Source organism: Microcoleus sp. B9-D4, assembly GCF_036705105.1.
Lineage (GTDB): Bacteria > Cyanobacteriota > Cyanobacteriia > Cyanobacteriales > Microcoleaceae > Microcoleus.
The window spans coordinates 80,975-102,164 of record NZ_JAUBTS010000012.1 but is presented as its reverse complement, the minus strand read 5'-3'; the positions used below and the strand labels follow the sequence as shown (position 1 = coordinate 102,164).

19 protein-coding genes are annotated in these 21,190 nt (G+C 46.8%); 14 read left to right on the top strand and 5 right to left on the bottom strand.

The features are described from left to right. Nucleotides 1-13: 13 nt before the first annotated feature. The 4 genes from QUB24_RS10470 to QUB24_RS10455 all read left to right on the top strand — a co-directional run bounded on the left by QUB24_RS10470 (nt 14) and on the right by QUB24_RS10455 (nt 4,181). The gene (locus QUB24_RS10470) at nt 14-1,057 is read left to right on the top strand and encodes a DUF2235 domain-containing protein (RefSeq protein WP_333153110.1); all 1,044 of its coding nucleotides are present in this window, start codon (nt 14-16) and stop codon (nt 1,055-1,057) included. Between the two features lie 6 nt (nt 1,058-1,063). Then, nucleotides 1,064-2,779 carry a peroxidase family protein gene (locus QUB24_RS10465; protein WP_333153109.1) on the top strand — a complete coding sequence of 572 codons (1,716 nt, stop codon included), beginning with the start codon at nt 1,064-1,066 and terminating at the stop codon, nt 2,777-2,779. 62 nt (nt 2,780-2,841) lie between these two features. Then, on the top strand, nt 2,842-2,964 hold the full coding sequence (locus QUB24_RS10460) for a hypothetical protein (protein ID WP_333153108.1): 123 nt from the start codon (nt 2,842-2,844) through the stop codon (nt 2,962-2,964). 14 nt (nt 2,965-2,978) lie between these two features. Continuing rightward, nucleotides 2,979-4,181, top strand: a complete 1,203-nt coding sequence (locus QUB24_RS10455; RefSeq protein ID WP_333153107.1) for a catalase — start codon at nt 2,979-2,981, stop codon at nt 4,179-4,181. Nucleotides 4,182-4,567: 386 nt separating this feature from the next. Here QUB24_RS10455 and rpsD read toward each other — a convergent pair whose 3' ends face one another. Beyond that, a complete protein-coding gene (gene rpsD / locus QUB24_RS10450; protein ID WP_193975783.1) occupies nt 4,568-5,176 on the bottom strand; it encodes a 30S ribosomal protein S4 in 609 nt (202 codons plus the stop codon). Nucleotides 5,177-5,373: 197 nt separating this feature from the next. On the opposite strand from rpsD, the gene QUB24_RS10445 reads away from it, so the two are divergent. After that, nucleotides 5,374-6,003 (top strand): hypothetical protein, encoded by a 630-nt coding sequence (locus QUB24_RS10445; RefSeq protein WP_333153106.1) that lies wholly within the window; start codon nt 5,374-5,376, stop codon nt 6,001-6,003. Between the two features lie 224 nt (nt 6,004-6,227). Next, nucleotides 6,228-6,575, top strand: coding sequence for a rhodanese-like domain-containing protein (locus tag QUB24_RS10440; protein ID WP_333153105.1), 348 nt, complete (start codon nt 6,228-6,230; stop codon nt 6,573-6,575). Between the two features lie 92 nt (nt 6,576-6,667). On the opposite strand, the gene QUB24_RS10435 is transcribed toward QUB24_RS10440, so the two are convergent. Then, the gene (locus QUB24_RS10435) at nt 6,668-8,392 is read right to left on the bottom strand and encodes an AAA-like domain-containing protein (protein WP_333153104.1); all 1,725 of its coding nucleotides are present in this window, start codon (nt 8,390-8,392) and stop codon (nt 6,668-6,670) included. Between the two features lie 313 nt (nt 8,393-8,705). Here QUB24_RS10435 and metK point away from each other — a divergent pair, with 313 nt between their 5' ends. From metK to QUB24_RS10410, 5 genes are all read left to right on the top strand, one after another. Further along, entirely contained in the window at nt 8,706-9,968 is a 1,263-nt protein-coding gene (gene metK / locus QUB24_RS10430; RefSeq protein ID WP_333153103.1) for a methionine adenosyltransferase, read from the top strand. 204 nt (nt 9,969-10,172) lie between these two features. After that, nucleotides 10,173-11,345: a family 10 glycosylhydrolase gene (locus tag QUB24_RS10425; RefSeq protein ID WP_333153102.1), complete on the top strand. Its 1,173-nt coding sequence runs from the start codon at nt 10,173-10,175 to the stop codon at nt 11,343-11,345. Between the two features lie 545 nt (nt 11,346-11,890). Then, nucleotides 11,891-13,807, top strand: a complete 1,917-nt coding sequence (locus QUB24_RS10420) for a HEAT repeat domain-containing protein (protein WP_333153101.1) — start codon at nt 11,891-11,893, stop codon at nt 13,805-13,807. A gap of 146 nt (nt 13,808-13,953) precedes the next feature. Beyond that, nucleotides 13,954-14,352, top strand: a complete 399-nt coding sequence (locus tag QUB24_RS10415; RefSeq protein ID WP_333153099.1) for a hypothetical protein — start codon at nt 13,954-13,956, stop codon at nt 14,350-14,352. 180 nt (nt 14,353-14,532) lie between these two features. Next, nucleotides 14,533-16,497: an ATP-binding protein gene (locus QUB24_RS10410; RefSeq protein ID WP_333153098.1), complete on the top strand. Its 1,965-nt coding sequence runs from the start codon at nt 14,533-14,535 to the stop codon at nt 16,495-16,497. Nucleotides 16,498-16,807: 310 nt separating this feature from the next. On the opposite strand, the gene QUB24_RS10405 is transcribed toward QUB24_RS10410, so the two are convergent. Further along, a complete protein-coding gene (locus QUB24_RS10405; protein ID WP_333153097.1) occupies nt 16,808-16,993 on the bottom strand; it encodes a ribbon-helix-helix domain-containing protein in 186 nt (61 codons plus the stop codon). Nucleotides 16,994-17,206: 213 nt separating this feature from the next. Here QUB24_RS10405 and QUB24_RS10400 point away from each other — a divergent pair, with 213 nt between their 5' ends. Beyond that, on the top strand, nt 17,207-17,356 hold the full coding sequence (locus tag QUB24_RS10400; protein ID WP_333153096.1) for a hypothetical protein: 150 nt from the start codon (nt 17,207-17,209) through the stop codon (nt 17,354-17,356). 46 nt (nt 17,357-17,402) lie between these two features. Here QUB24_RS10400 and QUB24_RS10395 read toward each other — a convergent pair whose 3' ends face one another. Further along, a complete protein-coding gene (locus tag QUB24_RS10395) occupies nt 17,403-17,588 on the bottom strand; it encodes a ribbon-helix-helix domain-containing protein (RefSeq protein WP_333153095.1) in 186 nt (61 codons plus the stop codon). Between the two features lie 213 nt (nt 17,589-17,801). Here QUB24_RS10395 and QUB24_RS10390 point away from each other — a divergent pair, with 213 nt between their 5' ends. Further along, nucleotides 17,802-18,269 carry a hypothetical protein gene (locus QUB24_RS10390; RefSeq protein ID WP_333153094.1) on the top strand — a complete coding sequence of 156 codons (468 nt, stop codon included), beginning with the start codon at nt 17,802-17,804 and terminating at the stop codon, nt 18,267-18,269. Between the two features lie 364 nt (nt 18,270-18,633). Here the strand turns inward: QUB24_RS10390 and QUB24_RS10385 are convergent, their stop codons facing one another. Then, on the bottom strand, nt 18,634-19,221 hold the full coding sequence (locus tag QUB24_RS10385) for a hypothetical protein (protein WP_333153093.1): 588 nt from the start codon (nt 19,219-19,221) through the stop codon (nt 18,634-18,636). A 309-nt stretch (nt 19,222-19,530) separates the two neighbouring features. On the opposite strand from QUB24_RS10385, the gene QUB24_RS10380 reads away from it, so the two are divergent. Further along, a complete protein-coding gene (locus QUB24_RS10380; protein ID WP_333153092.1) occupies nt 19,531-21,084 on the top strand; it encodes an NAD(P)/FAD-dependent oxidoreductase in 1,554 nt (517 codons plus the stop codon). The last annotated feature ends 106 nt before the right edge of the window (nt 21,085-21,190 follow it).

Genomic DNA, 21,190 nt, shown 5'->3' with positions numbered 1-21,190 from the left:
AGAGAATTTAACAATGACGAAACCAGGGAAACGTCTGATAGTTTGCTGTGATGGAACTTGGAACAAACTAGATACTCAGTGCCCAACTAATGTGGTTAGGCTGGCCCAGGCCGTCAAACGGACAGCCAGTGACGGGGTTCCGCAGATTGTGTTTTATGACGAGGGAATTGGAGTAGACAGTAACAAGATTGTGGGCGGAGTCACTGGGCTGGGAATCGATAAAAATATACAAGATGCCTATCGTTTTCTTTCTTTCAACTACGATCAGGGTGACGAAATCTATCTATTCGGGTTCAGTCGCGGTGCTTACACAGTCAGGAGTCTAGCGGGGATGATCTATTGCTCCGGTCTCCTATCCCGCCGTAACGTTACCATGGCATCACAAGCTTACGAGCTTTACCGTAAGCGAGAGATTTCACCAAAGCATTCGGAAGCAAAGAGTTTCCGCGAAAAATTCGGCAAAGATAAGGGCGATCGCGTCCCGATTACCTTGCTTGGTTGTTTCGACACCGTTGGAGCCCTTGGTATTCCTCTTGTACCCGCCTTGAAGAAGTTTGAGGGACAGATCAAAACAAGGTACAAATTCCACGACACCACTTTAAATAAGGATATTGAGAATGCGTTGCACGCCGTTGCGATCGACGAAATTCGCGAAGTCTTTGATGTTACCCTGATGAAGAAAAATCCTGATGCCCCGAACCAGAAGCTTCGTCAAGTTTGGTTTCCAGGCGAGCATGGCTGCATCGGCGGTGGTACGCCAGAATACCGCGGGTTATCAGATGCTGTCTTGAAGTGGATGTTGGATCAAATCAGTGACTTTGAATTGAAGCTGGAATTTGAGCCAGAGGCTATTGAGGATATCAAGCCTGATTATAAGGTTCCATTTCAAAACAATCCTGGGTTCTTCAAATTGGCAGGAATCAAGTGGCGCGAGGTGGGGGAGACCCTTGAGGATCTTCATGAAAGTGCGATCGAGCGATTGAAAAAACGCCAAGACTATCGGCCTAAGAATCTGCAAAAGATTCTCTCCAAAGTAATTGAAAATATAGAAAAATGATCAAAGTTGATCAATCTCTCAGAACCGAACCTAAGAAAACGATCTAATCTACAACAATCGAAAGGAAAAGGAATCATGACAAGAGATACATCTAGAGATGGATTCAGCAACAAAGCTTTAGCATATACGTTGACTCATTTCAAACCCATTTGGAATTTAGTTCAAAGTTACGAGCCTCTGAAACGTAAACTAAACAAATTTTTTCTCAATAGCATCATTTACAAACTTCCGACTCGCCCGCTTCCCTATAGCTTAATGGGCTTAGATCCCAAAATTCCAGGGACAGATATTCCCAAGAAAACTGATACCTACATCTCTTGGGATTCACTTACAGACAAGACTTATACTGGGCGACATTTACCTCCCGACCCAGAATTTAACAAAGAAGGAAACTTACCACCACTGGACAAAGTAAAGACCTTATTCCAAAAAAGAGACGGAAAAACCATTTATTCGGAAAAATCGACTCTGCTCTTTCCCTATTGGGTGCAGTGGTTTACAGATAGTTTTCTGCGGATAGATCAGCAAAACCGCTTCAAAAATACCTCCAACCATCAGATTGATATGTGTAATGTTTACGGGTTGACCCGCAAACAAACAAATATGCTCAGAGCTTTCAAATACGGTAAATTTAAAACCCAAAAACTCAAGCGCAAAGATGGCGTAGAAGAAGAATATCCACTCTTTTATTATGCCGATCCTGAGCAGGGTATTATCGATCCTCAATTTGAAGGTCTTCATGCACCCCTTAATGATGAGAAAAGACAACCCCCCCAAAAGAAAAGCAAGCTATTTGCAATGGGAGTTGAACGGGCAAACGTCCAAGTTGGCTATGTCATGCTCAACACTTTATGTATCAGGGAGCATAATCGAATTTGTGATGTTTTGTCCAAAAGCTATCCGGAATGGGACGATGAGAGGCTCTTCCAAACCGCGAGAAATATTCTCATGGTGATTATTCTCAATATCATTATGGAAGAGTACATTTTCCACATTACGCCCTATAATTTTAGGTTCTTTGCCGATCCTGAAGCTTTTACCAAGGAAAGTTGGTATCGAGAAAATTGGATGGCGATTGAGTTTAGTTTTGTCTATCGCTGGCATAGTGCGATTCCGGAAACCTTTATCTATGACGGTAAAGAACAATCCATGTACGATTCCCTCTGGAATAATCAGATGTTAATCGATAAAGGGTTGGGTGCATTGATGGAAGAAAGTTGTTCCCAACCAGGCACTAGAATTGGTTTGTTTAACACACCTGATTTTAAGATCGCAGGAACACCCTATACATTTATTGATGCTACCGAACTAGCATCTGTTAAACTCGGACGGCAGGCGCAGTTAGCCAGTTATAACGATTACCGCGAAATGTGTGGTTATCCCAGGGTGACTGATTTCAATCAAATTACGGGTGACGAATACGCTCAACAGAAATTAAAAGAGTTGTACGGTCATGTTGATAAGATTGAATTATTTGTGGGATTGTACGCTGAAGATGTCCGCAAAAATTCAGCAATTCCGCCTTTAGTAGCACGAATAATTGGCATTGATGCTTTCTCCCAAGCTTTAACTAATCCTTTGTTATCGCCTAAAGTCTTCAATAAGGAAACTTTTTCTGAGGTTGGTTGGGAAATTATCCAAAATACCAAAACAGTCTCTGATTTAGTGAATCGTAATGTTCCTCCAAGCGATCCTAAGTACAAAGTATCCTTCGATCTTTAAGTTGTAGCTGACAACTAAGACTCAAGGTAGTGGGGGGCGCAAACACACCTGCGCCCTCAAAAATGAGGAAGAAAAAGGCGATATTTTCGCAAGCGATCGGCTACGGCAATTCGGAAGCAATTGCACCCGCAGTTATACTGTTTCACAGATGGAACGGTTTGTGTACAGCCTTTTTTAGCGATTAACAGAAGGTTATGTTATGAACAAAAAGTTATTTACCGAATATCCCGAACAGGACGAACGCAAATACTACGATCTTTTGGTTGAGCAGGCCAAGCTTCGGATGGATAATCTTTACGGGGATAAGGAGCGGGCGCTGCGAGATACTCACGCCAAAACTCATGCGTGCGTTAAAGGAACTCTGGAAATTTTTGACTTTGATGAGGAAGCGATTAAACAGGAATTGGGCCAACGCGCTTCGTTAAGTTCTTCCCGACTCAATGCTATTTCCCTTAAGCAAGGTTTGCTAGCAAAACCCAAAGAATATCCTGTTTGGTTGCGATTTGCTAACGGGGCTACCAAAGTATACCCTGATTACCAAAAAGATTCGCGCTCAATCTCACTGAAAGTGATGGGGGTGGAAGGGGAACGACTCGCGCAAAGCCACGAGTCAAAAACCCAGGACATTATTGTTCACAATTCAGAGATATTTGTGAGCCAAACCATCAAAGACTACTACGGCTTTTTTTCTGCTCTTGTTGAATCACCAGAGACATTGAAAAAGTGGCTAATACGACATCCCAGACACTTTTTAGCTGTGTCAACGCTTACGGGTAGCCGGACTCCGAAGAGTTTGCTAACAGCAAAATATTGGAGCGGTTCACCCTCTGCTTTGGGCCTCTATCCCGATTTCGATCCCTCCCAGCCTGGTCTAGTTCCTGTCGAATATCCGGCTGTAATTAAGTATGGGTTTACTCCAGTTTCATCCGAACCACCGCACGAGATAATTCCAGAACAATCTCGACCGGGAATTCCTAAAATTCCTTTTGTCGATCGCGCTAAAGCCTTGGGTTTAGATCCCAATAAACCAGACAATTATTACCGGGATGATCTAATTCAAGCCTTGGCGAAACCTGATGCCCAATACTGTTGGGATTTTGGCATTCAGTTCCAAACCAGCTTAAAAATGCCGATCGACGATGGCATCAATGTCTGGAAGGAAAAAGAATCACCCTTTTTGAAAGTAGGTCGTCTCACCGTCAAGCATCAGATTATTGATTATGAAAAACAATCTGATTTCAACGAAAACCTGAGATATTCTCCCTGGAACGGCTTAGCAGTTCATCGTCCAGTAGGTGCGATCAATCGGATACGCGGTGTTGTTTACCCGGTTGTAGCGAATTATCGCCTTCAAAAGCGAGGTATTGTCCACCAAGAACCAACCGGAGAAGAAACATTTTAAGGAAATAATTTGAGCCTGGGACATCATATCATTTCCGGTTACACCGGAATGATGTTGACTGTTGAGGGTTGACTGTTGACGCCGTGAACCGTCAACAGTGAACTCGAATTTACTATTCCGATGCTAACGGATTTGATATCATTTAATGCCATCAGGCAGGTGTCGTCTGAGCAAATGGCAATTCAAGGAAGTTAACAAGCGAAACCTTCAAAAAATCCCATCCCTTTTTAGGGGTGGGAGTGTTAAAAATGATGAATTCTTAGTCCTCAGTCCTTAGTCCTCATTATTCAGTAGCAATTAATCAATAACTGGGTTCGTACCCAATTATTAATTATTCTGCTAGCAACCAACTGATGACTAATGACCAACGACTGATGACTAATAACTTAAGCTTGCCGTGAGTAGTATTCCACCACTAGCAGTTCGTTAATCTGTAGAGCAATCCACTCGCGTTCGATAACGCCATTAACTTTGCCAATTAGTTTTTGCTTATCAAATTCCAAGTGATTCGGCAAGTGAGCCAAGCCTGGGTCTTTGAGATTAGCTTCTACCATTGTGCGCGAGCGCTCTCTATTTTTCACAGCAACCACATCACCAGGCTTGCACTGATAGCTGGCGATATTGACTTCACGGTCATTGACAGTTATGTGACCGTGATTTACCAATTGTCTAGCGGACGGAATGGTTGGAGCCATTCCCATCCGAAACACAGTATTGTCCAAGCGCATTTCCAAAAATTGCAGTAACACTTGACCTGTGGAGCCCGTGACACGGCGGGCTTTGCGGACGTAACGGAGCAATTGGCGTTCCGTCACACCGTAATTGAAACGGAGTTTTTGCTTTTCTTGCAAGCGAACCGCATACTCAGAGAGCTTTTTGCGGTTTTGACCGTGCTGTCCAGGCGGATAATCTCGTCTGGGGGTTTTGCGGGTTAGACCGGGCAACTCTTTCAGGCGACGGACGATTCTCAATCGGGGGCCTCGATATCGAGACATTTATTTTCCTCTCTAATATCTGTATGCAATATTTATGCAGACTCTATATTATATGTTGGTAACGGTCAAAATTCCAACAAAGATCGATAAAAAAACGATCGACCGGAGGGCGATCCATAATGTGCGGTAAATTCTGAAGGAAAAGCCGATCGCTCGATCACCCCAATCAGCCAAAAAAACTCACTACTCGATCTGCCATGCACAACCGCAATTTCTCCCGCACTTCTTCCCCAAAGCCAGCACCGACAGGCTCAAACCCTACCGCGCGCTGGATATTAGCTCTCGGCACGCAGCTAGCAGCACTCGGTTTGTTGGCAACAGCACTGCCAATCTCACCAGCATCAGCCATCACTATTAGAATCCCTCGCTCTAGGAATCCCTATCGCGTCTGCGCCCTGGAACTAATCGAAGCCGGAGTGGCCGCAGAGGCCGCCGCCGCCGCTTGTGCTGACGCCCTCCGCCCCCGCGACATATCTAAATGCGCCCTCCAAATCAACCGCAAAACCAAGATTTCTGGTGTCGAAGCGCTCTCTAGCTGTCGGCGGGTCAGGCGTCCCAACGAATTGGCTACTTGCGTAGTGAATATTAACGGCAAAAGTCGAACTCAACCTGCTGATCCCCTGGTAGTGCTGGATGGATGCCGCCGCAGTTTATTGCCACAACAGTTTTCTGAATGCGTAGTCGGTTTGAGCGGCAGGCTCGACTTTCCCACTGACCGGTTAATCGCCACTTGTCTTGACCCCAGAGACAGCGTGAGCCAGTTGGACGGGCGTCCTGCACCTACCCCTCCTGTGGAGCTAATTCCACCGCCTGCGCCCCTCAATTAATTACTGTTAACAGTTGACTGTTGACTGTTGACTGATGACTGTTGACTGATGACTGTTGACTGTTGACTGTTGACTGTTGACTAATGACTGTTGACTGATGACTGATGACTGATGACTGTTGACTGTTGACTGATGACTGTTGACTGATGACTGTTGACTGATGACTGATGACTAATGACTGATGACTAATGACTGATGACTAATGACTACTTTTTCCTAATCAAATGTCAGAAATTTTTGCTCAAATTACAGTCGAAGAATTAGCTCGCCAATTAGCAGAAACCAATGCTGAGAAATTGCAGCTTGTAGATGTGCGGGAACCTTACGAAATTGAACTCGCGGCGCTGCCGGGATTTGTAGCTTTTCCGCTGAGCGAGTTTGCCGAATGGTCTGGTGAAATTGGCGCTAGACTCGATCGCGATACAGAAACCCTAGTTCTGTGCCATCACGGAGTGCGATCGGCTCAAATGTGCCAGTGGTTAGCCGCTCAAGGATTTACTAACGTTAAAAATATCGTTGGCGGTATCGATGCTTACTCAATGGTGGTCGATCGAACCGTCCCCCGCTATTAACATCAAATCCAGTTCTTAACTATCATTTTTTTCAGAGTCCGCGCGGGCGGACTTTGTATGTGTAGAAACGAATTATATTTCCCCGGAATTAGCTAATTAACAGCAGCAAATCGAAAATTTAAAAGCGTACTCATAGTGAGCCGATCGCGCCCGTGCCTTTTCGAGTCATAAAGAGCCTCGTCAGCCGCCAGTAGTAGCGTTATCGCATCATTTTCCTCGCTCGGAACAACGCTGGCAATTCCCAAACTAATCGTTACCACAGAATGAGGTAGACCGTCAACACTCTCTGGGTTAAAAATAATATTCAAAGCTTTCACTTTCGCTCTAATTTGTTCGGCAACAACCAGAGCTGCCGATCCATCAGTTTCCGGTAAAATCACAGCAAATTCCTCGCCCCCGTAGCGAGCAGCTACATCAGCAGGGCGCGGGAGCGATCGGCGAATTGTCTGAGCTACCGATCGCAAACACTCATCTCCTGCTTGATGTCCGTAGGTATCATTATATATTTTGAAATAATCGAGATCGCACAAAATTAAAGATATAGGAGACCCCTCGCGAGCCATATGTTTCCATTCCGTTCGCAAGCAACTATCAAAATACCGTCTGTTGCCAATTTGAGTAAGTTCGTCCACATTCACCAAAGCTTGCAGCCTTTGATTTTCTTGCTGCAACTCCTCAAAACGAACCACCGACAACTTGTCCTCACACAACTTTTGCCCTTGAAAATACAGGCGATATAATTCGCAAGACAAACTACAGTTATTTCCCTCTAATTTGACAAGTCCCATGCTGTCTAACTGATAAGCCATCAAAGGTTCGAGGTGAACGCTATTTTTAACATCGACAACCTGTTGGAAGGCGGAGGCGAGTTCTGGCTGCTGTTGAATGGCGATCGACTGATTTTGCAAGTAGTCGCTATAAATTCCGCTGTGAGTATGAGCTGCTGTTAACAATTCTGCCAACTCGGCTAGCCCCAGTTCCTTCCCTGGTTCATCCCGATCGACGGAGAGGCGATTTTGTTGCAAAATTGCCAGGTGATACAGGGCTAAATGCACTAAATAAGGATGCCCGCCTACCATGTTCATTAATTGCTCGATCGGATCGCTATTGCTCCAGTTCAGTCCGTGTCTGCACGCCAAATCTTGAACTTGTTCAGCAGTAAATTCTGATATTTTAATCGGCATTCCTACATTAAAGGGAGATTGATTAAGATTTAAAGCAATATAAATTTCTGTCGAATGAATGACAACGATGCGGAGTTTTTGCCAAGTTTTGCTAGCGCGAGCTTGTTCGTACCAAAAACGGATCATCGAAAGAAAATCTTGAGCAATGTTAGTCCGTTCAAATATGCGATTTATTTCGTTAATCACCAAGACAATGGGACTGTCAATTTGTTCCAGCAAATAGTTTTCAAAGTAAATAGTGCAGCTTACCTTGCTGCCCATATCTTCATCCCAGAATTCATCAATATTTGGTTCGAGTTTGAGTTGCCGAGCGACATTGACACAAAGCCAGCGCAAAAATTTATCTAAACTAGCAAAAACCGCTGCGTCGGCTTGCTGAAAATCTAAAGTTACTGTGCGATATCCCCGATCGACTGCCGCGTGGATTATCCGCAGCATCAGCGAACTTTTGCCCATTTTTTTGGGAGCTTTAATGCGAACAAGGCCTCCGGGTTTGCTAATTTCTGCACAGGCGAGGGCTTCGGCCCCTGAGCGCTCAATATAAAATCGAGAGTCAAGCGGTATGGGGCCGCCGGGAAATTCTAGGTCGGCAACTGTTTGGATCAAGTTTGGTGATTTTTGGAGTCCTGGCATAGTCCTTGCACAAGGCGATACCCTGACTGTATCTTACTGTGCGTCAACCTTTGTCAGGTTAGGAGCTAGACGAGCGGTGTCCAAGATCGATCGACAATCCTACAAAATCTAAGTTTTTAGGGACTTGCCGGAACTGACTTTGCTATAGTAGTGTCACTTTACCCAATATCAAATGCTGCTTCAACACGGCTCTGCAGATCGACAAAAATTCGACGGTAGCCCAGACGCGATCATTCTTGGTCTTTACCGGAAAAATAACTCGTCGGTCGTCGAGGTCGCGCAGGAAGAGCCCCTATCTAAGGAGAAATAATCATTGTCACGCCGCTACCTGTTTACCTCTGAATCGGTCACTGAAGGCCATCCCGATAAAATCTGCGATCAAATTTCAGATACGATTTTAGATGCCTTACTGACTGAAGACCCCAAAAGCCGCGTCGCAGCCGAAGTAGTCGTCAACACCGGCTTAATGCTGCTGACGGGCGAAATTACCACTAAAGCTCAGGTAAATTACATAGAATTAGCCCGGAAAAAAATAGCCGATATTGGCTACATCCACGCTGACAACGGGTTTTCTGCCAATAGTTGTTCAGTGTTGGTAGCTCTTGATTCTCAGTCTCCCGATATTGCTCAAGGGGTGAATACAGCCCACGAAAGCCGGGAACAATCGAGTGAAGAGGAATTAGACGCCATTGGAGCCGGCGACCAAGGCTTGATGTTCGGCTTTGCTTGCAACGAAACGCCGGAATTGATGCCTCTGCCGATTAGTTTAGCGCACCGGATTTGCCGTCAACTGGCAGCAGTCCGCAAAACCGGTCAGTTATCTTACCTGCGTCCCGACGGCAAAAGCCAAGTTACGGTGATTTACGAGGACGGCAAACCTGTTGGCATAGATACGATTTTAATTTCTACCCAGCACACCGAAACGATCGGCGACATCACAGAAACAGCCGCAGTTCAAGCCAAGATCAAAGAAGACCTTTGGACTGCAGTCGTCCAACCCGTGTTTGCCGATATTAGCGTGCAGCCGGATTCAGAAACTCGCTTCCTTGTCAACCCCACCGGCAAATTTGTCGTCGGCGGGCCTCAAGGAGATTCGGGTTTGACGGGCCGCAAAATTATTGTGGATACCTACGGCGGCTATTCCCGCCACGGCGGCGGCGCTTTTTCTGGGAAAGACCCCACCAAGGTAGACCGCAGCGCGGCTTATGCTTGTCGCTACGTTGCTAAAAATATCGTAGCGGCTGGTTTGGCCCAAAAGTGCGAAGTGCAGTTGAGTTATGCGATCGGCGTTGCGCGGCCCGTTAGCATGATGATCGAAACTTTTGGCACTGGGAAAGTTGATGACGATCGCCTTTTGGAAGTTGTGAAGCAGCATTTTGAACTGCGTCCTGCGGGAATCATTCAGGCATTTAACTTGCAGAATTTGCCTGCTGAAAGAGGCGGCCGTTTCTATCAAGATGTGGCGGCTTACGGTCACTTCGGACGCACTGATTTAGATTTGCCTTGGGAGGCAACTGATAAGGCGGAACTTTTGAAAGAAGCTTTGAGCCAGAAGTTGTCTGGAGTAGCTGGATAGTACAATTTTGGGGTGCGCCCAGCGCACCTTATCCATAAATAATATGGGGTGCTACCAATGAATGTAGGGTGCGTACTCCGCACCTTATTCATAAATAATATCGGGTGTTCTTCGGCGCACCTTATCCATAAATAATATCGGGTTCTACAAATTAATAACGTAGCGTGCGTACTCCGCACCTTACAACAAAAAAAGAATAAATAAATGCGATTTTTCACACCTTTCCAATCTGCAATTCGCAGTTTGGTCTCTTCGTTCCAACAGCGGTTGGCGACTGGATTTTTTGCACCAAATCCATCAGGGCTGCCAAGTTCGTTACCGGCTGACAATCCTGGTGGAATTCGCGGCGTTTGGATACCCAGCACTGACTGCAAAGTTCTCACCTCAAAACAGCGAATTGCTGACGCAATGGACTTTCTCGCCGATACGGGATTTAATACAGTTTTTCCTGTAGTTTGGAACGGGGGTTTTACGGCTTATCCTTCTCAAATTATGTGCGAACAATTTGGGGCGGAAATTGACGCGCGGTATCGAGGTCGCGACCCCTTGGCAGAATTAATTGTTGAGGCAAATAGAGCCGGACTCAAAGTTATTCCTTGGTTTGAATACGGATTTGTGAGTTCTTACAATCGCAAGGGCGGTCATTTGCTGGCGAAAAAACCTGAGTGGATCGCCCGTGATGCCAGCGGCAATTTACTTAAGAAAAATAACTTTGAGTGGATGAATTCTCTTGACCCGGAAGTGCAAGACTTTGTGCTGGGGTTGATGCTGGAAGTTGCTAAGAATTATCCGGTAGACGGGCTTCAAGGAGACGATCGCATTGCGTTTCCGGTAGAAGGCGGTTACGACGAAAAAACCGTTAAACGCTATCGAGAAGAGTGCGGTAAAGCAGCACCATCGGATTGTAAAGAGCCACATTGGCTGCAGTGGCGTGCTAATATTATTACTGAGTTTGTGGCTCGTTTATACCGAGAAGTGAAAGCGATTAATCCTAATTTATTGCTATCGATGTCGCCGAGTCCTTATGACTGGGGACTGGCGGAATATTTGCAAGATTCTAAAGCCTGGGTTGACAAAAATTTGGTGGATATGCTTCACCCGCAGTTTTATCGCCGCGATTTTAATGCTTACAAACAATTGGTTGATAAAATGATTTCGGGACAGCTTAGCGGGCAGCAAGTAAAGTGTGTGTCGCCCGGTATTTTGTTGACGAATCGAGGCAGCAAATATAGCATAACTCCCGAACAGTTGTTGCAAGTAATTGCTTACAACCGCTCTTGCGGCATTCAAGGAGAAGTGATGTTTTTTTACGAAGGTTTGCGAGATAACGATAACGCTTTGGCTAAGGTTTTGAAAAAAGGGCCCTATGCTCGTTGAGAGATTGTCCCGCAATCAAGCTGTTTCCGGTTGGCTGGGTTCAACCGATTTTAGATTTTAGATTGAAGTATTGAAGTATTGAGCCCACGGATGAATCCGGGGGCTTGTATCCTGGATGCTTGATTGTCAACCGCGCCGATCGCTATTTCAAACCAAGTTGGTATAAAATAAGATGTGGCACGATTTTCAATAAGCTTTGATTAACAGGCAAGATGCCTGTTCCACAAAGAGTGAATTTTATTGTGGAACAGGCATCTTGCCTGTTGCGGACAATGGTGCAAGATGTGAGTATAAAATGATATAGCAGAGCTAGGTCAGTTAAAAACCCAGCGAGGCCAAGCAGCAAGCGCTATTAATTGTCAAGCCGATCGCCCAAACAAACCCCATAATTAATAATTGGGGAGTTGCAAAAATAGTGGAATAAGACATATTTTAGAAGTGGTGCAAGCTTTTTTTTTTGAAGTAGCGTTTTGTAGACGCCATATTTTTTAAAGACAGTTTAAAAGAGCAATCTCAACCGCTCGCCAAAATATTAGGATAAATCAGTGACCTCAGCAGCAAGCCTCATCGAACAGCTACCCCAGCTCAGCGATGCTCAATTTCATCAAAAATATTTGAAACAAAAACAAGGGATGCACACCTTGGCGACTATATTGCCACAAGTAGAACAGCAAAGTCTGGCTTTGCGGGCAGTAAAATTAGCTCTAAAAGTAAATTTAAAACTCGGCTCGAAGCTAGCAGGAACGGTAAAGCCAGAATTTCAAATAGCCACAATAAAATTAATCGACAAAATCCCAACTTCGCCGCTGCTCAAAATTCAACTGCTGGCCCTAACAAGTTCCGATATGGCAATTCCGATGTTGGTGGCCGCATTGAACCACAAAGAAAGTGCAGTGCGCCTTGATGGGATTCGAGCGATCGGGAAAATCGGCTCCGAAGCAGCAGTAATTGAATTAGCCCGATCGCTCGCATCCAAAGATTCCCAAATCCAAGCTTGGGCCGCTTGGGCTTTAGGAGAAATTGACTCGAAACCAGCCGCCGTAGCACTGCTCAAAGCCGTCAAACACCCAGATTCCAAGGTGCGCGCCTGGGCTGTTTGGGCCTTGGGCAAAATTAACCCGAAAATAGCCGTCCCCGCGCTGCTGAAAGCCCTCAAACACCCAGACTCCGAAGTGCGCTGGCGGGCAGCAGTCAACTGCGGGAAAATCGGAGTCTCTGAGGTAGTTCCCGGCCTGCTGAATGCCCTCAGAGACGAAAATCACATCGTCCGCGCTAGGGCGGCGGCGGCTTTGGGGAAAATCGGCGATTCTGAGGCAGTACCCGGCTTAGTAGAATTGCTTCACGATGATCCCGACTCCTATGCAGTTTCTTTGAGGGCCGCCGAGGCCTTGGGACAAATCGGCACGGAAACGGCTGTGGCGGGGTTGGTGCAAGCCCTCAACCATGACGATTCAGACGTGCGCGGCAGTGCAGTTTCTGCGTTGGGGGAAATCATCAGCGAGGTGGCTATGGTGGCCGTAATCGGGTCTCTCTCGGATCGAGATATTTTCGTGCGCGGCAGGGCGGCGGTTGCCCTTGGGAACATCAATACAGAGGGAGATGCGAAATTGCCAAAAATGGTGGTCGCGGGACTGGCGAGCGCAATTGGCGACAGCGAATCTTATGTGCGGTGGAGAGTTGCTGCTGCTTTAGGGGAAATTGGGACTGAGGAAGCTGTGGCAGGTTTGGTGCGGCTGCTGGGGGACGAAAATTCTGGAGTGCGCCAAAAGGCTGTTAAATCCCTCGGTCACATTGGCTCCACGGCTGCTATTGTTGCTCTGGAAACAGCTTTAAATCCCGAATTTGCTGACGTTCGTGCGCTGGCTGCCCAATACTTGGCGGATGTCAGCACTGAGGCAGAAACAGTTGATTTTGCTCCCTCAGTTTCCCCAGATTTATCGGGTGAAAAACTGCCGAAAATCCTGATTGCTTCGCAAGCAGAAGCCAGCGAATACATTGTTGAGCGCGCTGCGGGGCGCGAGATTAAATACCTGATCTCGATCGGCAGTCCGGGTGTGCCCGAACCCAAAACTTTTCATCAAATCCCGAACCGAATGTGCCTGGAGTTTAACGACCTCGACACCCCCGTTGACGACCCCGATCAAATCTTGCCTACCCTTGAGGATATACTGAAAATAATTGATTTCGCCCTTAAAATATCGTCCCAGGGAGGCAGTTTGCTCATCTGCGGCCAAAGTGGGATCAGCCGTTCAACGGCCACAGCTTTGACTGTGTGTGCTGTGCTGTTGGGTCGTGGCAAAGAACGGGAAGCTTGGGCGTTGGTGCTCGCCGCCAGACCCCAAGCCAAGCCGAATCGCTGGATGGTACACTTGGCAGATGAAGCTTTGGGTAGAGACGGTAAGCTAGCACTGGCGATCGAATTGACTACCGCAACTCCAGAACTCGCCATTGCCAAAAATTGACAATCAAGCATCCAGGATACCCGCCACGTGATTCATCCGTCCAGAAATAAAAAACCTGTATCCGAGAAACAAGCCCCCGAATTTATCCGTCGGGTCAATGCTTCAATTCTTTAATCTAAAATCTAAAATCTAAAATCTAAAATCGATTGACTCGCAGAAACCGGGTTTCTTTTCGCAAGCCGCTACAGTTATACTCAATTAACGAGACTTCGCCTCAGACTTGTCTTTGCGGGGCAACGATGCCAAAAGTCGATCGCCAGGGTGCAAAAGTTCGATCGGCTGCCGCATTTGTGACATTCTGTGCTATGAAGTTGTCGGATGCTCAACAAAAACCGTCAAGCAATCGTCGCATTGCTGGCAGCCAAAGTCCAAAGCGAAGGAATCGGGTGCATTGTCAACAGACAATATCAGCTTTGGGCTACTCACAGGCAAAACAGGTCAGAGAGAATTTTCTGACTGTAACATTCCACGCGGGGATAATTCACTGCGGGGATAAAGTTTTATTTTTTTTGCCTGCTGCAGACTTTTACGAGTGGAAAAAGTAATTTGGCAACATTCATCAACAGCCTAATTATCTCTTAGACATCAACCGAATTTAAGTTTCTCCTCTGACTCGACCAGAGTTTCAGATGCTTTTTCGCAGATGTTTACGGTCAAATAGACAAGCTTTTCCGTTTGGAGAACTTAAGAGCGTGATAGATTTTAACAGAATACAGGGGTTGCATATGTCAAAAATTAACTTGCTAAAAAAAACAGGACACGAAGCAAGTTTTTCGGTTACCGTTTGGGAAGACCAGGGGGAATTGAATCCCGAATTAGAACCATTTAACCCGCCGAAAAAAAACGTGAAAACGCGAAAGGTTAACCCAAAAAATACCAATTTAGGTAAACAGATGCCAGTTTTTATTGCCGGAGAAGTGGCTTCTGTAGAAACCGTAAATAAAAAAAAAGCCAAGGATAATTTGGTAGAAAATTTATCCTTAAAAATCCGCGAAAGTTTGCCATCTAAAATAGGCGGTTTGCCTATCCATCAAAAAATTGGCTACGGGTATTTGCTGGCAATAGGAATCGGCTTTTTTGGCTCGCTGAGTGGACTGGTAATTGCCGATTACTACCAAGGACAAGGATTAAAGCAATTCAATGATGCTCACCTACAAGCGCAATTGCTCGGCAATTTTAAAGAGGCAACCCTGACGGCCCAATTGCAGGGTTCACAGCTAGATTCTTTTGTAGATAATGCGGTCAAGCTAAAACAGCAAGAAGAGCAGTTGGTTAAGAGTATTTCTCAGGCCAAAAATCTGCAGTTGCGTATAGAAAATTTTGCCGACAGCCAACCCGCTTGGCTGGCAGCAAAACCGGAAGTTCTCAAGCTTTTAGTGCAAGATTGCACTAAAAATTTAGAATCCTACGCCGATACTCTCAAGTCAACTTTGCAGGAAATCCAGCAATCGCAACTATCGCCTCGGGAGATAGAGTCGGCTAGAAAATTGCTCGCAATCGAAAGCGGAGAAGGTGTAAAACAGCTCAACAGCAGCCTTGAGGAATTGAGCAAAATCCTCGATATTGCCCAGCAGCAAGAGGGCCAAGGCGGTGAAGTGATGGAAGACGCCCAAGGCATGGAAAAAGCCATAATTATTTTTAGTATGCTGCTGTCGGTAGTGGTAGCTGGAATGGTGGCTTACCGGACGAGTCGGGCGATCGCTCAACCTATGATCAGCGTTACTCAGGTGGCCCAACAAGTAGCCGCTGAGTCTAATTTTGACTTGCGAGCACCCGTCACCGGACAAGGCGAAATCGGCTCTCTGGCGGCCTCTCTCAATCACTTAATCGAGCGGGTTTCGGGACATACAAAAGAATTAGAACAAGCTAAGGAAGTCGCAGTCGCCGCTAACACTGCTAAAAGCCAGTTTTTAGCAAATATGAGCCACGAATTGCGGACGCCTTTAAATGCGATTATTGGCTACAGTCAACTACTTTCAGAAGATGCCCAAGATGCTGGATTTGATGAGTTTGTACCCGACTTGCAGAAGATTGAAAAAGCAGGCGCGCATCTGCTATCTTTGATTAACGATATCCTTGATTTGTCAAAAATTGAAGCGGGGGGTATGAAACTCGAAATCCAGGAGTTTGACATCGAATCCCTGATTGACAATGTTGCGAGTGCCGCGAAACCGTTGGTAGAGAAAAATGGCAATGTTTTGGAGATTGAGTGCGATCGAACTGTGGGCATAATGCACGCAGATTTCAAAAAAGTGCGCCAGGTTTTGATACATCTGCTTAGTAATGCTGCGAAGTTCACCAAAAACGGTAGGGTGAAAGTGACTGTGAAGCGCATTGCAGGAAGTGGAAAATTGAATGCAGCAGGGCGATCGGTGATTGACGATTCAATGGCTGCCGATGAAATTCCTTCTGGGGCGATCGCTTGTCCTCTGCCGAATGTTCAAGAGTCGGATTGGATTTGTTTATCTGTTAAGGATACCGGAATTGGAATGTCGGAAGAACAACAACACAAATTGTTTGAAGCTTTTGTCCAAGCTGACTCTTCAGCGGCGCGACCTTACGACGGCGCCGGATTGGGGCTGACACTTAGCCGCTACTACTGTCAGATGATGGGCGGGGAAATTTTGGTAGAAAGTGAAGAGGGGAAAGGGTCTATTTTCACTGTGCGGATACCGGCGGGAAACGGGTGATGTGATTTTGGGGCGAGAGATGTAGGGGGTAGGCAGAGGGGCGAAAATTTATGTTTCAAACCTCTGGCTGTATGTCCCAATGCTTTAGTCTTGTCAGTGGGGGCGATCGCACTCTATTAATTCTAATTGGTTATTTTGCCACTTCAAACAGCACAAACCGCTGGCTGCTGAGCTCCAACCTCAGTCTATGCCGATAAATTTCATATAGTGGACGCACGGGTGGTCAGAAACCGGGTTTTTTTGCCAAATACTTCGTTACAGCCCGCAAAAACCGCAAAAAACCCGGTTTCTTCGGCTTTAATGCGTCCACTCAACTCTTCTCCTGCTTGTCATCCGATGGCAGGGGCTGTTGTTTCATTTCCTTTTGGCGTTCTCTGGCTGCTTGCTCCAAAATGAATGCTGACAAGCTGCTGACTGAACGGCGTTCTTGACTTGCCCACTCTTCAAGGATGTCATAGATTCCATCGGCTAAATAGGTCGCTAAGCGTTTGGTCATCAGAGATTCATTATTTTTTAGTATAAGCCGATCGTAATTGTGCTGTATCTAGACCATCCTGTCGAGTTTGGCTCATTTAAAGCATTTATGTGTGCTATATCTATGCTATACTTTCAAAAAGTCAAAAGCCAGCGCTGAACTTTCGTCGGGCCCGCGCTGGCTGATGGTTCCCCAAATACAAGGAGACAATCCACATAAAAGGAGACAACTACTATGGTAAAGCCTGTGAGCGACGGCAGCGAATATAACCGCGGCTATCAACAAGCTTTGAATGATTTTGGCATCACGCAACTGCTGTCGGGTATCCGCAGCTACTCTGATGAGGATTTTGAGGCCGATCGCGCGCGCATGAATCAGCAATAAAAAAACTTCAGTCGTCAGTTTGTTTGACAGAGCGCCCCAACTGCACTCAACTCTTCTCCTGCTTGTCATCCGATGGCTGGGGCTGTTGTTTCATTTCCTTTTGGTGTTCTCTGGCTGCTTGCTCCAAAATGAATGCTGACAAGCTGCTGACTGAACGGCGTTCTTGACTTGCCCACTCTTCAAGGATGTCGTGAATTCCATCAGCCAAATAAGTGGTTAAGCGTTTGGTCATCAGAGGCTCAGTATTTTCTTGTTTACGGTGATTGTCATTGTGCTGTATCTGAGCTATCTTGTCGAATTCACGTCATTTACGACACACTTATGTAACGTTTAAGTGGTATAATCTAAAAAAGTCAAAAGCCAGCGCTGAACTTTCGCAGGGCCCGCGCTGGCTGATGGTTCCCCAAATACAAGGAGACAATCCACATAAAAGGAGACAATTACTATGGTAAAGCCTGTGAGCGACGGCAGCGAATATAACCGCGGCTATCAACAAGCTTTAGATGATTTTGGCATCAAGCAACTGCTGTCGGGTATCCGCAGCTACTCTGATGAGGATTTTGAGGCCGATCGCGCGCGCATGACTGGGCCAGAGATCGAAAGCTTTGCGGTGTTTCTGATTCTGCGCGTCGGGGCGAATCTCAAAGGAAGTACGATCGCCCGCTACCTCAACACTCTCAGAAAAGCAAATTCTCCGACGATCGCCGATCGCCCCGCGATCGAACTCAACTCAAATCCGCGAGGGAAAACAGGCGATCGCACTTCTTGGGCGATCGTCCGCATTTTGCCGAATGCTGAGCACTATACGATCGCGCGTTTTGTCAACCGCCAAGATGCGGACGATCGGCGGAGGGCTTTGTGCCGGTTTATTCCAGGGGGTGTGTTTGAAGTTGTTATGTGCGATCGTACCTAATCAATAAACCTCTCCAATAATCATTGTGGAACAGGCCGGAAAGCCTGTTCAAGACTGGCAATTCTTGCGATGTTTAATAAACACAAATGACGATGACAATTGTAGCGAATCCGCATTAAGTCCGTCGGGGTTTTAACCCCAGCCTCATAGCAAAAGTCCTCGCTATGAGGACTATAAATGACAAATGACTCTTTCAGTCGTCTTCAGACGACTTCAGCTATGAGACAGGGGTTTCAACCCCTGGCGGGCATCGAGAGAATGAAACAGCCCTGATGATGTAGGGGGATATACAGTTCGATACAAACGAGACTTACAGATAACTTGACACCCATAAATACTGTTGTTTCCCGATCGCACATTTCCACTAAACTCTCCCCCACAAAGCCAAGCCGCCGCCCCTTCCCCTAGCCGCAATTATCCCATCTTCTACCAGAAAATATGCAAAAAAAGCCTGCTTCCCCACACTCAAACTAAAAAATTCCGCCTCCCGCGCTTCTCCACCGCGAATAAATCCTTGATACACAGTTTTACCCAACAATTTCACCGTAATTCTGGTAAAATCAAAAGCTAAAATATTTTTATTAACCAAAAACTTAGTCGGCCCGGAAAGAGTTAGTTTGATCGCCCCAACTTGCACCGAATTCTCCACCCTGCCGATTTCGCTATCCGCTTCCCCTTCAGCAACAGGTTCTGCCGAATAAGCAATTTGAATTTTCGCAATCCACTGAGGGATGTAACGTCCCGCACCCAACACAATCCCCGCTTTTTGTCGAGTCTTTTTTGTGCCAGTGATAAAGCAGAGTTGCCAGTTGCCGATTAATTGCTCGAAAAAATAGCGAATTTTATTTTTTTTCGCGTTTTTCTCAGATTCTAGGAGGGCGGCGACTACAGCGTCGGGAGATGGTTTAGAATTAGATTGGGCAGCTTGTTCGAGAATAGATATATTTTCCATTTAATAATATACAGATTTGTATTTTAAGGGTAGTAGCTGAGTCTAGATCCCCCTAAATCCCCCTTAAGAAGGGGAGTAGGGGTTGACTTTGAATCCTTCTGAACCCGCCATTTTTAACAAGGACTTTGACTGCTTCTTGTCCCCCCCTTATTAAGGGGGGCTAGGGGGGATCGAGCCTACAGTCAACTGCTTGCTTCTTGTCCCCCCCTTGTGTTTTGGGGGGCTAGGGGCGATCGAGCCTACAGTTAAATGCCTAAGTCCTAAAGCTGCAAGACATTGATAATATTAGCTGAAGTAGCGGAGAAAAACATGGTTGCGATCGCGCCCACAGACACAGAAATCATCATCATCGGCAGCGGGATTGGCGGCTTGACTTGCGCTGCAATGCTTGCCCGCTATGGCTTTGAGGTTGTGGTTTGCGAAAGCCATTCGATCGCGGGCGGGGCCGCACACGGTTTTGAACGCGGCGGATTTAGCTTCGACTCCGGGCCCTCCCTGTACTCAGGATTATCCTACAGCCCGTCTGCCAATCCGCTGCGGCAAGTTTTGGATGCGATCGGCGAAAAACTCCCCTGCATCACTTACGATACTTGGGGTTGCTGTTTGCCAGAAGGCGATTTCGACACATCCGTTGGTGCGAGTCAATTTGGCGAAGTGCTCGCACAACTGCGCGGCGCGGCAGCAGTCGCCGAATGGCAGCAACTCCAGCGCATCATGGAACCCTACGCCAAAGCTTCCATAGCCTTGCCCTCCTTGGCTTTGCGCTTCGATTTAGGCGCTGTTTTTACCCTCGGCAAATTTGCGCCGGCTTTCCTGCAAAGTGCTGGCGACGCGATCGCACTTGCAGGCCCTTTCAGCAAAATAATGGACAAAAATGTCACAGATCCGTTTGTCCGAAATTGGCTGAATTTGTTGTGTTTCCTGCTGTCTGGACTTCCCGCCGACGGAACGATCGCAGCCGAAGTCGCATTCATGTTCGCCGACTGGTATCGCCCCAATGCAGTTTTAGACTATCCGATCGGCGGTAGTGCAGCTTTAGTAAATGCCCTGGTACGCGGTTTAGAGCGCCACGGAGGGCAGTTGCTGCTAAATTCCCACGTTGCAGAAGTTTTGGTGGAAAACAACCGGGCTGCGGGCGTGCGGCTGCGATCGGGCAAAATAATTCGATCGCACAAAGCCGTCGTCTCCAACGCTTCCGTTTGGGATACCCTGAAACTGTTGCCTGAAACCTCTGTCCCGCAAAGGTTTCGGCAACAGAGGCAGGCGACGCCAGAGTGCGACAGCTTCATGCACCTGCATCTGGGAATTGATGCTGCCGGAGTGCGATCGGACTTGGCTTGTCACTACATCTTCGTCAAAGACTGGGAAATGGGCGTTTCTGCCCCTCAGAACGTCGTTCTCGTCTCGATTCCCTCCCTCCTCGACCCCGACCTCGCGCCTCCGGGAAAGCACGTCATTCACGCATATACCCCCGGAAACGAGCCTTACGATTTGTGGCAAAAGCTCGATCGCAGCAGCCAAGAGTACAAGCTGCAAAAACAAGCGCGCGCCGAGGTAATGTGGGAAGCCTTAGAGAGAATTATCCCCAATATTCGATCGCGCTGCGAAGTCACCTTAGTTGGCACACCCCTCACCCACGAACGGTTTTTGCGCCGCCATCGCGGTTCCTACGGGCCCGGAATTCGGGCGGGTAGCGGCTTGTTTCCCGGCCCGACAACGCCTTTAGCGGGGCTGTTTTGCTGCGGAGATTCGACATTTCCGGGAATTGGTTTGCCCGCTGTTGCTGCTAGCGGTGCGATCGCAGCCAATACGATCGCACCTTTGGACAAACATTTGCAATTGATTCGGGAAGTTATTAGTTAGTTGTTATTAGATATCTCCCATAATTATTGTGGAACAGGCATCCTGCCTGTTCAAAACCTGCTTTTTAGGAGATGTCTATTAGTTATTTGTTATTTGTTATTTTTTA